This window comes from Rhizobacter sp. P5_C2, assembly GCF_054049715.1.
In genome coordinates this window covers 54,205-67,576 of record NZ_JBFULV010000018.1, presented here as the reverse complement: position 1 = coordinate 67,576, position 13,372 = coordinate 54,205, and the positions used below count along the sequence as shown (strand labels likewise).

Here is a 13,372-nt window from a genome sequence, read left to right as displayed (position 1 = left end):
CCGGCGTAAAGTCGCGGGCTGCTTTCGGTGATCAGCCCGCCCATGCGTTCCACAGTCGACTCCTCCGTTCCCGCGCGACCGACCCGCCCCGCCATCAGCTGCGTGATGCCGGCCTACAACGAGGCCGCCAACCTGCCGGTGCTGCTGCCGCAATTGAGCGCGCACCTCGCCGGGCTGACCGACCGCTGGGAGGTCGTCGTGGTCGACGACGGCAGCACCGACGGCACCGCGCTCGCGGTCGCGCCCTTCCTCACGACGCCCGGCGTGCGCTACGTGCGGCTGTCGCGCAACTTCGGCAAGGAACAGGCGCTGACCGCCGGCATCGACCTGGCCCGAGGCGAGGTCGTCGTGCTGATGGATTCCGACCTGCAGCACCCGGTCGACCTGATCGACCGCATGGTGCAGGCCTGGGTGGGCGGGGCCGACATGGTCTGCGCGGCCCGCGCCTCGCGCGCCGACGAGACCTGGGCCAAGCGCCTGGGCACCTGGGCGTTCTACCGGCTCGTCAACACGAAGCACTCGGTGCACATCCCGGTCGATGCCGGCGATTTCCGGCTGATGGACCGCCGCGTGGTCGATGCGCTGAAGTCGCTGCCCGAGCGCAACCGCTTCATGAAGGGGCTGTACGCCTGGGTGGGCTTTCGCACCGAGATCATCGACTACACGCCGGCCGAGCGGCATGCCGGCACCAGCAGCTTCTCGATGCGCAGCCTGGTGCGGCTCGCGCTGACCGGCGTCACCGCGTTCTCGAACGTGCCGCTGCGGCTGTGGAGCGCGCTCGGCGCGCTGATCGCGTTCGGCGGCATGGGCTTCGGACTGTTGGTGATCGCGCAGCACTTCATCTACGGCCACGACGTGCCGGGCTGGGCGACGCTGGTGTGCAGCCTGATGTTCTTCAGCGGCGTGCAGCTGCTGTCGATCGGCATCCTCGGCGAGTACGTCGGCCGCATCTTCGACGAGGTCAAGCGCCGGCCGATCTACCTGGTGGCGAGCGAAGCCGGCCAGGGCCTGGTGGAGGCCGACGCCCGATGACCGGCGCGCCGCGCACCCTCGGCCTGTGCGCCGACGATTTCGGGCTGTGGCCGTCGGTCTCGCGCGGCATCGCGCGGCTGGCGCGCGCGCAGCGGCTGACCGTGGTGTCGTGCATCACGAGCGGCGATGCGTGGCGGGCCAGCGCGCCGCTGCTGGCCGATGTGCCCGACAGCGTCGAGATCGGCCTGCACTTCAACCTGACCGAAGGGCTGCCGCTGAGCACCGAGCTGGCACGTGTGTGGCCGGTGCTGCCGCCGCTGCCGACGCTGATCGTGCAGGCGCACCTGCGGCGGCTGCCGGTCGACGCGCTGCGGGCCGAATGGCAGGCCCAGGTGGCGGCGTTCAGCGAGGCCACTGGCCGCGTGCCGCAGACCATCGACGGCCACCAGCATGTGCACCACCTGCCGCAGGTGCGCGAGCTGCTGCTGCAGGGCATCGAGCAGTTGCTGCCGGCACCGGCGGTGCGCGACACCGGCGTGCTGCCGGGGCCGGGCTTCGCGATCAAGCGCCAGCTGATCGCCGGCACGGGCGGGCGCTGGCTGCACCGCGAGTTGCTGCACCGCGGCTGGCTGCACAACCCGGCGCTGCTCGGCGTCTACGATTTCGTCGACACCGACTACCGCGGGTGGATGCAGCGCTGGCTGCGGGCCTTGCCCGATGCCGGCGGGCTGGTGTTCTGCCACCCCGGCGAGATCGACGCGCAGTCGGCCGGCGACGCGATCGCCGGGGCGCGGCAGCGCGAGCTGGCCTACCTGGAGAGCGGGGCGTTCGCCGACGACCTGGCGGCGGCGAACGTCAAACTCGGGCGGGTGTGGCGGCGCGGAGCTACGTGAACGTCCAGCGCCTGTTGATCAGGAAGGTCAGCACGAGCCCCGTCAACGTCGCGACGACCTGCGCCAGCAAGTAGTGCCACCCGAGCGCAACCCCACCCGCGACGATCGCCATCCCGACCAGCGCCCCGATCAGCGCGGTCCCCTGGAACTTGAGCCAAGCCGGGCCGAGCGCACCGCGGTGGTCGAACGTGAAGCGCCGGTTGCCGAAGAACGCGACCTGCGCGCCGAGCGCCGCACCGAGGCCTGACGCGATCCACGCTGGCACGTGTGCCCACTCCACCAGCGCCGCCAGCAGCGCATAGTGCGCCGCCGTTGCGAGCGCGCCCACCAGGCCGTAGCGGATGAATCGGTGCAACAGATTGGTCAGCGAAGCGGCCATGGCCGCGCATTAGAACGCACCGGCTTCAGTCGACCTTCGCGCCAGAGACCTTCACCACCTGCGCCCACTTCTTCGTCTCCGCCGCGATGTACGCCGCGAACTCCGCCGGCGGCATGCCGCTCGGGATCGCGCCTTGCGCCAGCAGCCGCTCCTTCAGCGCCGGCGTGCCCAGTGCCTTCGCACTCTCCTGCTGCAGCTTGTTGACGATCTCCGCCGGCGTGCCCGCAGGCGCCAGCAGCCCGAACCACGAACTCGCGTCGAAGCCCTTCACCGGCCCGGCCTCGGCGATCGTCGGCACGTCCGGCAGCGCCGCGCTCCGCTGCGCGCTGGTCACGGCCAGCGCCTTCAGCTTGCCGGCCTTGATCTGCGGCATCGCCGACGGCAGGTTGTCGAACATCAGGTCCATCGTGCCGCCGATCAGGTCGAGCAGCGCCGGGCCCGATCCGCGGTACGGGAAGTGCAGCATGAAGGTGCCGGTCATGCTCTTGAACAGCTCGCCGCTCAGGTGGATCGAGGTGCCGTTGCCGCTGGACGCCATGTTCAGCTTGCCCGGGTGCGCCTTCGCGTAGCGGATCAGGTCGGCCACGTTGTTGATCTTCTCGGCCTCGGCCTTCGCCGGGTTCATCACCAGCACGTTCGGCACGCCGGCCACCAGCGTGACCGGCGCGAAATCCTTGATCGGGTCGAACGGCAGCTTCGGGTACAGCGACTGGTTGATGCCGTGCGTGCCGACCGTGCCCATCAGCAGCGTGTAGCCATCGGGTGCCGACTTGGCCACCTGCTCGGCCCCGACATTGCCGCCGGCGCCCGGCTTGTTGTCGACGATGAACTGCTGGCCGAACACCCGGCTCAGCTCCGGCGCGAGCGCGCGCGCCAGGATGTCGGTGGTGCCGCCGGGCGCGAACGGCACGACGATGCGCACCGGCTTGGTGGGCCAGGCGCCCTGGGCGCGGACGGGGAAGGCCAAGGCGGCGGTGGTGGCGGCCGCTGCGGTGGCCAGCACCTGGCGGCGTGTCGGACAGGTCATCGCGAACTCCGGAGTTCTCAAACAAGGGGATGCACCGAGTGTGCGGCAGTGCCACCCTGCCCCGTACCCGCGCTCGCCCTACTTCTCACCACCCGGGCGCTGTGCCACGATCCACCTGCGTCCAGCACGCTCTCGTGCCCACCGGAACCGACGACCGTGCCCCCACCGTTCCCGCCTGCCGACGACCTCGGCGCGATCATCGCGCGGGTCCAGTCCCGCTACATCCGGGCCGCGCCGCCGCGCGAGATGCTGTCGCCGCTGCTGACCGACCTGCTCGAGAGCACCGCCTGCGAGTACGGCTTCATCGCCGAGGTGCTGCACGACGGCGACGGCGCGCCCTACCTGCGCTTCTACGTGCTGACCGACATCTCGTGGGACGACGCGACGCGCGCGCTGTACGAGCGCCACATGCACGGCGGGCCGGAGCACACGATCGAGTTCCACAACATGCGCACGCTGTTCGGTGCCGCCATCACCAGCGCTGCGCCGGTCATCAGCAACGACCCCGAGGCCGACCCGCGGCGCGGCGGCCTGCCGCCCGGCCACCCGGCGATGCGCTCCTTCCTGGGCGTGCCGCTGTTCCACGGCGGCGAGATGCTCGGCATGGTGGGCCTGGCGAACCGGCCGGGCGGCTTCGACGAGGCGCTGGTCGAGCGGCTGCAGCCGCTCTTCACCAGCGTCGGCGCGATCCTCGGCGCGGTCTGCAACGACCGCGAGCGGCGCGAGGTCGAGAACGCGCTGCGCGCGAGCGAGACCCAGCTGCGCGCGGTGCTCGAGATGGCCGGCGCCGGCATCGTGCAGATCGGGCTCGACGGCTTTCCGCTGTTCCTGAACCAGCAGCTGTGCGACATGCTCGGCCGCAGCCGCGCCGAGCTGCTCGCGCTCAGCACCGAAGACGTCACGCACCCCGACGACCTGGCCGGCGAGCGCCGCCGGCGCCGCCAGTTGCTGGCCGGCGAGATCCCGCGCTACCGCGCCGACAAGCGCTACCTGCATGCCGACGGCCGCGTGGTGTGGGCGACCATCAACGTCACGCTGGTGCGCAAGCCCGACGGCCACCCCGACTACCTGATCGGCGTGGTGCAGGACATCACCGATCGCAAGCTGGCCGAGGCCGAGCTGCGCTCGAGCCGGCAGCGCTTCGTCGACCTGCTGAACTCGGTCGACGGCATCTTCTGGGAGGGCGACCCGCGCACCGAGAGCTTCACCTTCGTCAGCGACAAGGCCAAGCAGCTGCTCGGCTACCCGCTGGCCGACTGGATGCAGCCGCGCTTCTGGGCGCTGCACCTGCACCCGGACGACCGCGACCGCGCGCTGCGCGAGGTGACCGATTCGCAGATGACCGGCTCGGTCAGCGCGATCGAGTACCGCTTCTACGCGGCCGACCGCAGCGTGCGCTGGATGAGCAGCTGGGTCACGGTGTTCCGCCCCGAAGGCGGCCACCGGCTGCTGCGCGGGCTGATGATCGACATCACCGAGCGCAAGCGCGTCGAGGAGGCGGTGCTCGCGGCCGAATCGGCGCAGCGCGCCAACGCCGCCAAGACCGAGTTCCTGTCGCGCATGAGCCACGAGCTGCGCACGCCGCTGAACGCGGTGCTCGGCTTCGCGCAGCTGCTGGAGCTCGACAGCCAGCAGCCGCTGAACGCCGCGCAGCAGACGCGGGTGCAGCACATCACGCAGGCCGGCACGCACCTGCTGGCGATGATCAACGACGTGCTCGACCTGTCGCGCATCGAGAGCGGCGGTATCACGCTGCTGTCGGGCAGCGTGGTGCTGCGGCGCGTCGTCGACGAGGCGCTGGCGATGGTCGCGCCGTCTGCGGCCGAGGCCGGCGTGCAGCTGCTGATCGACCGGGCCGCGACCCACTCGGCCGACCCGCGCACCTGCGTGCAGGCCGACCACCTGCGGCTGCGGCAGGTGCTGGTCAACCTGCTGAGCAACGCGATCAAGTACAACCGCCGCGGCGGCCAGGTGGTGCTGCGCTGGCCGGCCGACGAAGGCGTCGGGCTGGTGCACCTGCAGGTGCGCGACACCGGCGTGGGGCTCGCGCCGGCGCAGATCGCGCGCCTGTTCGAGCCGTTCAACCGGCTCGGCGCCGAGCGCAGCGGTGTCGAGGGCACCGGCATCGGCCTGGTGATCACGCAGCGCCTGGTGCAGCTGATGAACGGCCGGTTGTCGGTCGAGAGCGAGCCGGGCGTCGGCAGCGTGTTCACCGCGAGCCTGCCGTGGGTGCCGGTGGCCAGCGGCCTCGAAGAAGCGGGCTTCGAGCCGACCGAGGAACTGGACGATGCCACGCCGGCCGCGCCGTACACGGTGCTGTACGCCGAAGACAACCCGATGAACGTCGAGCTGGTGCGCCAGGTGATGAAGATGCGGCCCGACTGGCGGCTGCTGATCGCGGCGAACGGGCGCCAGGCGGTCGAGATCGCGCTGCAGCAGCGGCCCGACCTGCTGCTGCTGGACATGCACCTGGGGGACATGAGCGGGGTCGAGGTGTCGCGTGCGCTGGGGTCTGCGCTGGCCTGTCCGCGCATCGCGCTGTCGGCCGATGCGACGCCGGAGCGGGCGCAGGCGGCCGAGGCGGCGGGTTTCATCGCCTACCTGACCAAGCCGATCAACGTGGCGCAGCTGCTGCGCTGCCTGGACGAGCAGCAGGCGGCCGCGCGCGGCGGCGTCAGCTGAACAGGTCCGGCTGCGGCCCCGGTTGCTCGTGCAGCCGCACGCGGCCGTCGCGCCAGGCGCTGTCGAAGTCGCCCTCGATCGCCTTCAGCTCGTCCGGCGAGCGCAGCTGTGCGCCGATCACGCCGATCGCGCGGTTGCGGCCCTGGCCCTTCGCGGTGTAGAGCGCCATGTCGGCCAGGTTGACCGCCTGCTCCCAAGGCACCGGCAGGTCGTCGGGCGGCAGCGGAAAACGCACATAGCCGATCGACGCGGTGACGCGCAGCACGTCGTCGTCGCCGCCCTCGGTGCCGCTCGCGATCGGCTCGCGGCCGATCTGCTCCAGCACCCGCGCGGCGAGTTGCTCGGCCTGCTCGGCACTGACCTCGGGCGCAAGGATCAGGAATTCTTCGCCGCCCCAGCGCACCACCAGGTCGTTCTCGCGCACGCAGCCGGCCAGCCGCCGTGCGACCTCGACCAGCACCGCGTCGCCCACCGAATGCCCGTGGCCGTCGTTGACATGCTTGAAGTGGTCGATGTCGACCAGCAGCAGCGCGCCTTCGATGCCCCGTTCGCAGCCGCGCGCCATCGCGGCCTGGAACTGGCGGCGGTTGGCCAGGCCGGTCAGCGGATCGCGCTCGCTCTGCAGCCGCAGGTTCGCGTGGCTCGCCTGCAGCCGGCGGTTGACCTCGCGCACCCGCAGGTACAGCAGCGCCGCGACGCCGACCGACAGCGCCATCACCGCCGCCATCAGCGCCCAGACCCGCTGCTGCAGCTCGCGGTTCGCGAGCGCCGCGGTCTTCAGCGCGTTGTCGCGGCTCACCAGTTCGATCTCGCGCTGCTTGCTCTCGGTGTCGTAGCGCTGCTGCACGTCCTTCAGCGCGCCGGCGCGGTTGGCCTTCATGACCTCGGCGCTGAGCTTGCGTTCGCGGTGGAACAGCTCCAGCGCGCCGCGCGGGTCGCCGGCGGCCGCCAGCGCCTCGCCGAACTCGCGCAGCGATTGCGCCTCGCTGCCCGGGGCGCCGCTCTGCCGCCACAGCTCGGCCAGGCGGGCCAGGTCGAGCTTGCCTTCGGCGATGCGGCCGAGGCCGATCTTCGCCAGCCCGGCGTTGTTGATCAGCACCCGCTCGGCGCGCTGGTCGCCGTGGCGGCGCACCACCGGCAACGCGGCCTCGGCGGCGCGCAGCGCGTCGGCCGGGCGGTTCTGCCGTGCGTACAGGTCGCTGAGGTTGGCGTTGACCAGCGATTCGAGCCGCGGCGAATCGGCCTTGCGGGCGATCGGCATTGCCTCCTCGGCCAGCCGCAGCGACTGCTGGGGCTCGCCGCGCAGGTCGGCCAGGCGGGCTTCGTGCAGCCGCAGCCGCACCTGGACGTCGGGATCGTCGAGCGGGGCCGCCACGCGCTGCGCCTGCTGCAGCATGCGCACCGCGCCGGCCATGTCGCCCTGGCGCGCGATGTCGAGCGCCAGCAGGCCCAGCACCAGCGCCTGGCGGTAGCTGTCGTGCTGCGCCTCGGCCAGTTGCGCGGCGACGCGCAGGTGGCGCGCGCCCTCGGCCCATTGCGCGCGGCTTTGCGCATGGCGCTCCAGCACCTGCAGCGCGCGCCACGCGGCGCGGTAGTCGCAGCCGGGGGCGGTGGTCGCCGGCGCGYCGTCCGGCCCCGGGCAATCCTGCTGCAGCGACGGCAGCGCCGCCTGCGCCAGCGCGGCGGCCACGTCGAGCTGGCCGTTGTTCTCGGCGACCAGCGCGCGGACCAGGTTGGCGCGCGCGGTGCTGTCGGCCTCGTCGGCTGCGTTGCCGGCCAGGCCGCTGCCGACGCCGGCGCGGATGTCCTCGGCCAGCATGCCGGCCTCGGCGATGCGGCCGTTCTGCGCCAGCACGATCGCGCGTGCGAGCTGCAAGCGACGGATCGTCTGCGCCGGCCGCGGTGTCAGGGCCTCCTGCTCGCGTTGCAGCTGCAGCAGCGCCTGCAGGGCGGGCGCCGGGCGGTCGTAACCCTCGCGCACCAGGTGGTCGGACTGCTCGATGACGCCGGCCGAGCCGGCCGCAGCCGCCGCGCCGGCGATGCCGCTGATCGCTGCTGCAGCGAGCAGCAGCCCCGCCAAGCGCGCGAAGACGAACGCGCGCACGGCCTTCATGCGCGGCCCTCGTGCACCGGCCCGCGCAGCAGGGTCAGCGTGACCTGGCCGTCGCGCCACGCGGATTCCAGCGAGGCGGTGATCGCCTGCAGCCCCTGCACCGTCTGCGCATGCATCAGCCCGACCCCGTAGGCCCGGTTGCGCCCGTGTGCCTTGGCGAGATAGAGGGCGGTGTCGACCAGGTTGATCGCCGGCTCCCACGCGACCGCCAGGCCGGTCGGCTCGATCGGGAAGCTCGCATAGCCGATCGAGCCGGTCACCGCGATCTCGCGGCCCTGCCATGCGACCGGCGCCTGTCCGACCGCATCGAGCAGCCGCTGGGCCAGTGCATCGACCTGCTCGCGCGACAGCGACTGCACCACGACCAGGAACTCCTCGCCGCCCCAGCGCACGACCAGGTCGGGCTCGCGCAGCGCATCGGCCAGGCGCTGCGCCATCGCGACCAGCACCGCGTCGCCGGCCGCGTGGCCGTGCTCGTCGTTGATGCGCTTGAAGTGGTCGATGTCGAGCAGGTACACGGTGCCGGCCAGCTGGCCGTCGACCGACATCTGCTTCATCGCCGCCTGGAAGTAGCGCCGGTTCGCCAGGCCGGTCAGCGGATCGCGCTCGCTCTGCACCTTCAGCTGCGCATTGCTGTGCGCGAGCGCCTGGTTGGTGCGGCGCACGCGGCGCATCATCAGCAGCACCACCGCGAACGACAGCAGGAAGGTCGCGGCCAGCAGCCACCACAGCCGCTGCTGCAGGTCGCGGCGCTGCAGCTGGGTGCTCTTGATCGCGTTGTCGCTGTTCAGCAGCGCGAGCGCGCGGCCGCGCCGGTCGCTGTCGAACTGCTCCTGCAGCTCGAGGATGGCCTTCTGCTGGTCGCGCTGCACCAGCTTGTCGGCGATCGCCCGGTGGCGGTGCAGCGCCTGCACCGCGCCGGCCACGTCGCCGGCCTTCTCGAGCGCGGTGCCGAACTCGAGCAGCACGTCGGACACCAGCGGCGCATCGCCGCGGTGCTCGGCCATCGACAGCGCCAGTTCGACGTGCCGCTTGCCGTCGGCCACGTCGCCGAGCCCGATGTGGGCCAGGCCCATGTTCCACAGCGCGATGATCTCGCTGCTGGTGTCGCGCACCTCGCGCGTCAGCGGCAGCGCCTCCTGCGCGCGGCGCAGCGCGGTGCGGTAGTCGCCGCGCTGCAGGAAGAAATCCGACATGTTGGCCAGCAGCAGCGCCTCGTCGAGCTTGGCGCCGGCCTCGTGCGCATAGTTGATCGCCGACTGCATCGAATGCAGCTCGTCCGCGACCTCGGTCGGCCCGTCGAGCAGGATGCCCTGGATGTTGTGCACCCGGGCCAGCGAGATCTTGTCGGCGGCCGCCGTCGCGATCGCCAGCGCCTCGGCATTGATGCTGCGCGCGCGCTCCGGCTGCTGGGCCTTGTAGAGCGAGTAGGCGGCGCGCGTGCGGGCCTCGGCGCGGCGCCACGCGATGCCGAGCTGGTCGGCGAGGTCGATCTCCTGCAGGTGCAGCCGCACCGCGTCGTCGAGCTTGCCGGCGCGCTGCCGGGCCTTCGCATGCGCGGCCAGGAAGCGCAGGCGGCTGGTGGCCGGTGTCGACGCCGGCAGCTCGGCCATGGCCGCGTTCAGCAGCTTGTCGGCCTCGTGCGCATTGCCGCTCTTCAGCGCCATGCTGGCCTGGATCAGGCGCGCGGCCGCGTCGGTGGTGGCCGTCGACTGCTCCTGCAGCCGGCGGGCGCAGTCGGTGGCGGCCTCGAACTCCGACGCCTCGGTGTGGAGCAGGCCCTGCAGCGTCAGCGCATCGACCCAGTCGGCGCTGCCGATCGCGAGCAGGCCGACGCGCGTGCGCAGCGCGGCCGCGCTGTCGGATGGATGGGCGCGGCCGGTCGATTCGAAATCGGCCAGCTCGGCGGCGATGGYGGCGTCGGATGCGGCGGCTGGTGCGGAAACCGCAGGTGCTGCGCCGGCCGCGCCCGAGGCCGGCGCGGCGCGCACGCCGCCCCACGCCAGCGCGGCCAGCAGCACGCAGCTCAGGCGCAGGCCGCTGAGGCGCAGCGCGGCTGCCACGGGAACACGCGAAATCGGACGCATCGGTGGATATCGACCAGCAAGTGGCGGACCTGAGGCGCTGGCCGCACGCGGCAGCATCTCACGCCGGCCCGCCGTGCACCATGGCCACGTGCATCGGCGGGCGGCACCGGCCGCTCAACGGCCGGGCCGGCGGCGCAGCAGCGCGTGCAGCGCGATCGCACCGAAGGTCGCGGTGCCGATGCCGCCGAGCGTCAGGCCGCCGAACTTCAGCGTGTAGTCGCCGGTGCCGAGGATCAGCGTGACCGCGGCGACGATCAGGTTGGTGTTGTCACCGAAGTCGACCCGGTTGTCGACCCAGATCTTGGCGCCGGCCACCGCGATCAGCCCGAACACGACGATGCTGACGCCGCCCATCACCGCCAGCGGGATCGCCTGGATCAGCGCGCCGAACTTCGGGCTGAAGCCGAGCACGATCGCGATCAGCGCGGCCACCACGAACATCGCGGTCGAGTAGATTTTGGTGGCGGCCATCACGCCGATGTTCTCGGCATAGGTGGTCACGCCGGTGCCACCGCTCGCGCCGCTGACCATCGTCGCGAGCCCGTCGCCGATGAAGGCGCGGCCCATCAGCGCGTCGAGCGGCTTGCCGGTCATTGCGCCCACCGCCTTCAGGTGACCGAGGTTCTCGGCCGCCAGGATCACCGCGACCGGCGCGATCAGCAGCAACGCGTCGGCCTGGAACACCGGCGTGGCGAAGCCGGGCAGCCCGAACCACGCGGCCGCGGCGACGCCCGACAGGTCGAGCGGCTTGCCCAGCCCGAGGCCGTTGGCCAGCACGGCATAGATGACGCTCGCGACCAGCAGGCCGACCAGGATCAGCAGCCGCTGCGTCATGCCGCGGGTGTACACCGCGACCACGCCGACGCTCAGGAAGGTGACGGCCTGCATCCACGCGTCGAACGGCGTCGGCGCCATGTTCTTGATCGGCACGCCGGCCAGGTTCAGGCCGATCACCGCGACCACCGCGCCGGTGACGACCGGCGGCATCAGCGATTCGATCCACGCGGTGCCGGCGGCCGTCACCGCCAGCCCGATCAGCAGCACGACGGCCCCGCAGGCGACGATGCCGCCGAGCGCCGCGCCCAGGTTGGCATTCGGCCCGTGGCCACCGTAGCCGCTGGCGGCGATGACGACCCCGATGAACGCGAAGCTCGAGCCCAGGTAGCTCGGCACCTTGCCGCCGACGACCACGAAGAAGATCAGCGTGCCGATGCCGCTCATCAGGATCGCGACGTTCGGGTCGAACCCCATCAGCAGCGGCGCCAGCACGGTGGCGCCGAACATCGCGATCACGTGCTGCACGCCCATCGCGAAGGTCTGCGGCCACGGCAGCCGCTCGTCGGGCGCGACGACCACGCCGGGTTGGGCGCTTCGAACGCGCCAGGTGGGAAGGGACATCGCGTTGCTCCTGTGTTCTTCTGATCGATCACACCCGGGGCGGTGCGCGACGCAGTGTAGGAGCGCGGCGGAAACGAGTCACCCGGGCCGGCACCGATGGTCGGCGCCGCCCGGGTGGCGGTGGAAGGTCGGACGATGTGAAAAAAAGAGGGGAAACGGGACAGGTGCCGGGGGCTCGCTCTCATCCACCCCGGCTTGCCCGTTCCCCCTTGGACGTCACATACGTCGAGAAATCAACGCGCGGCGCGGACGCTGCCGGGCGGCGGGAACAGTGAAAGCTGCGCCGGAGCGCGGTTCGATTGCAGGACCTTGAACGACCGGTCGGTGCTGTTGCCGGCCTGCGGTGTGATGCGTGTCACGCTCGGCGTCGTCGCCGGGCGGACCATCAGGTGTTCGGTGCGCGGTGCCATCGCAGGCCCCTTCAGTGGCCGACCAGCCACTGGCTGGGCGCGAACTCGCTGGGGCGCACGGTGACCATCTCGGCCGCAGCCGGCGACAGCACGTTGGCGGCGCGTGCCAGCCAGTGCCGCACGTTGCCGCCGCCCTGTCCGGTGGCCGGCTGGGCCAGGCGCAGCAGCGACGAGGCGCCACCGCGGCAGCTCGGGGTCGCCGGGCGGGCCCGGCGGGATGAAGGGGTACGACGATGAAACAGCGACATGGCAACGACGTCCTTGTGTTGGAGCTGCTGCCGGCGTGTAGCGGGAGAGTCACCGGACTGGCAGTCTGTACGCACTCAAGCGCAGCTTCCATGCCAGCCTGGTTTGCCGGGTTGCAAGCCCTCTGCGGACGAAAAATGCCGTGCGGCGCCCTGCCCACCGTCCGAATTTGGGCCAGACGGTAAGGTCGCGGTTACAGACTTGACCGGATTCGTCGATCCGCCGTACTAAATTCAAGAGGGTCGGTGACCGCTCGGGGTTCCTGTCGCGCCACTCATCTATTTGGCACGGACGTGCTCGACGACGGCCGCGATGCCTTGGGCATCCGACAGCACCCGCCGGTGGCCGAGGCCGCGGGTCGTCGCCAGCCGGGCATCGGGCAACGCCTGTTGCAGCGCCTGGCTGCCGGCCAGCGGCGCGACGCGGTCGCCCTCGTCGTGCAGCAGCAGCGTCGGCTGGGCCAGCCGCTCGCCCAGCCAGGCGGGCTCGAACTGCTGCAGCGGCACGCCTTCGCGGCGCTCGATGGCGGCGCGCATCCGCTCGGCCAGGCCGGCGCCCAGGCCGAAGCTGCCGCTGAACCAGTCCAGGAAGAGGCTGGGCGGCGGCGACGGCGCGATCAGCGCCAGGCGTTTCACCGGCAGGCCGCTGGCGGCTGCGTGGCTGGCCGCCAGTGCGCCGAGCGAATGCCCGACCACCGCGTGCAGCGGACCGAGCCGGGCCGAAGCCGCCCACAGCGCGCGCACGAACTGCGGCAGCGTCGAACGCCACGCGGCGCTGCGACCGTGCGCCGGGAAATCCAGCAACACCGGCGCGAAGCCGGCCGCTGCCAGCGCGTCGCCGAGCGGCTGCATCTGCAGCGCGTCGCCCGCCCAGCCGTGCACCAGCAGCACGGTCGGCAGCCCGGCCGGCAGGTCGGCCCGGCGGTAGACCGCGACCGTGCCGTGCTCGAACGGCCAGTGCGACAGCAGCCAGCCGGCCGGCACGGCGCGCCGCCGCGCGGCGAGCTTCAGCGGCAGCGGCGTGAAGAACAGCCGCAGCGCGAGCCGCGTGCCCAGCCGGGGCGACAGCGTCTGCATGCCGCGCAGCGCGCTGCCGAGCCAGCGGGTGCTGCGGTTGGCGGCGTAGAAGGTGGTGGCGGGGTTGGGCGTGCTCATCAGAAGCAACC

11 protein-coding genes are annotated in these 13,372 nt (G+C 72.0%); 3 read left to right on the top strand and 8 right to left on the bottom strand.

Annotated elements, in window-relative coordinates:
* Positions 1–42: 42 nt before the first annotated feature.
* Both ACXJLU_RS09070 and ACXJLU_RS09065 read left to right on the top strand, forming a co-directional pair.
* A complete protein-coding gene (locus tag ACXJLU_RS09070) occupies positions 43–1,032 on the top strand; it encodes a glycosyltransferase family 2 protein (protein ID WP_457330086.1) in 990 nt (329 codons plus the stop codon).
* Positions 1,029–1,865: a ChbG/HpnK family deacetylase gene (locus ACXJLU_RS09065; RefSeq protein WP_457330085.1), complete on the top strand. Its 837-nt coding sequence runs from the start codon at positions 1,029–1,031 to the stop codon at positions 1,863–1,865. The genes ACXJLU_RS09070 and ACXJLU_RS09065 overlap by 4 nt, the downstream gene beginning before the upstream one ends.
* On the opposite strand, the gene ACXJLU_RS09060 is transcribed toward ACXJLU_RS09065, so the two are convergent.
* The gene (locus tag ACXJLU_RS09060) at positions 1,858–2,244 is read right to left on the bottom strand and encodes a GtrA family protein (RefSeq protein ID WP_457330084.1); all 387 of its coding nucleotides are present in this window, start codon (positions 2,242–2,244) and stop codon (positions 1,858–1,860) included. The genes ACXJLU_RS09065 and ACXJLU_RS09060 overlap by 8 nt on opposite strands.
* Before the next feature lie 25 nt (positions 2,245–2,269).
* Entirely contained in the window at positions 2,270–3,271 is a 1,002-nt protein-coding gene (locus ACXJLU_RS09055) for a Bug family tripartite tricarboxylate transporter substrate binding protein (protein ID WP_457330083.1), read from the bottom strand.
* Between the two features lie 156 nt (positions 3,272–3,427).
* Between ACXJLU_RS09055 and ACXJLU_RS09050 the strand changes: the two genes are divergently transcribed.
* Positions 3,428–5,953 carry a PAS domain S-box protein gene (locus tag ACXJLU_RS09050; protein WP_457330082.1) on the top strand — a complete coding sequence of 842 codons (2,526 nt, stop codon included), beginning with the start codon at positions 3,428–3,430 and terminating at the stop codon, positions 5,951–5,953.
* Here the strand turns inward: ACXJLU_RS09050 and ACXJLU_RS09045 are convergent.
* From ACXJLU_RS09045 to ACXJLU_RS09020, 6 genes are all read right to left on the bottom strand, one after another.
* On the bottom strand, positions 5,946–8,066 hold the full coding sequence (locus tag ACXJLU_RS09045) for a diguanylate cyclase domain-containing protein (RefSeq protein WP_457330081.1): 2,121 nt from the start codon (positions 8,064–8,066) through the stop codon (positions 5,946–5,948). The two genes, ACXJLU_RS09050 and ACXJLU_RS09045, sit on opposite strands and share 8 nt — an antisense overlap.
* Positions 8,063–10,153, bottom strand: a complete 2,091-nt coding sequence (locus ACXJLU_RS09040) for a GGDEF domain-containing protein (protein WP_457330080.1) — start codon at positions 10,151–10,153, stop codon at positions 8,063–8,065. The genes ACXJLU_RS09045 and ACXJLU_RS09040 overlap by 4 nt, the downstream gene beginning before the upstream one ends.
* A 114-nt stretch (positions 10,154–10,267) precedes the next feature.
* The gene (locus ACXJLU_RS09035; RefSeq protein ID WP_457330079.1) at positions 10,268–11,551 is read right to left on the bottom strand and encodes a solute carrier family 23 protein; all 1,284 of its coding nucleotides are present in this window, start codon (positions 11,549–11,551) and stop codon (positions 10,268–10,270) included.
* Between the two features lie 233 nt (positions 11,552–11,784).
* The gene (locus ACXJLU_RS09030) at positions 11,785–11,961 is read right to left on the bottom strand and encodes a hypothetical protein (protein WP_159445420.1); all 177 of its coding nucleotides are present in this window, start codon (positions 11,959–11,961) and stop codon (positions 11,785–11,787) included.
* 11 nt (positions 11,962–11,972) lie between these two features.
* Positions 11,973–12,209 carry a hypothetical protein gene (locus ACXJLU_RS09025; RefSeq protein ID WP_047508562.1) on the bottom strand — a complete coding sequence of 79 codons (237 nt, stop codon included), beginning with the start codon at positions 12,207–12,209 and terminating at the stop codon, positions 11,973–11,975.
* A gap of 276 nt (positions 12,210–12,485) precedes the next feature.
* Positions 12,486–13,361: an alpha/beta fold hydrolase gene (locus ACXJLU_RS09020; RefSeq protein ID WP_457330078.1), complete on the bottom strand. Its 876-nt coding sequence runs from the start codon at positions 13,359–13,361 to the stop codon at positions 12,486–12,488.
* Positions 13,362–13,372 lie beyond the last annotated feature (11 nt).

What these genes read in the sequence shown, in the direction of transcription:
- ACXJLU_RS09020 (WP_457330078.1), bottom strand. Translation starts at nt 13,361, where the DNA reads ATGAGCACGCCCAACCCCGCCACCACCTTCTACGCCGCCAACCGCAGC.
- ACXJLU_RS09030 (WP_159445420.1), bottom strand. Translation starts at nt 11,961, where the DNA reads ATGGCACCGCGCACCGAACACCTGATGGTCCGCCCGGCGACGACGCCG.
- ACXJLU_RS09055 (WP_457330083.1), bottom strand. Translation starts at nt 3,271, where the DNA reads ATGACCTGTCCGACACGCCGCCAGGTGCTGGCCACCGCAGCGGCCGCC.
- ACXJLU_RS09025 (WP_047508562.1), bottom strand. Translation starts at nt 12,209, where the DNA reads ATGTCGCTGTTTCATCGTCGTACCCCTTCATCCCGCCGGGCCCGCCCG.
- ACXJLU_RS09070 (WP_457330086.1), top strand. Translation starts at nt 43, where the DNA reads ATGCGTTCCACAGTCGACTCCTCCGTTCCCGCGCGACCGACCCGCCCC.
- ACXJLU_RS09035 (WP_457330079.1), bottom strand. Translation starts at nt 11,551, where the DNA reads ATGTCCCTTCCCACCTGGCGCGTTCGAAGCGCCCAACCCGGCGTGGTC.
- ACXJLU_RS09065 (WP_457330085.1), top strand. Translation starts at nt 1,029, where the DNA reads ATGACCGGCGCGCCGCGCACCCTCGGCCTGTGCGCCGACGATTTCGGG.
- ACXJLU_RS09060 (WP_457330084.1), bottom strand. Translation starts at nt 2,244, where the DNA reads ATGGCCGCTTCGCTGACCAATCTGTTGCACCGATTCATCCGCTACGGC.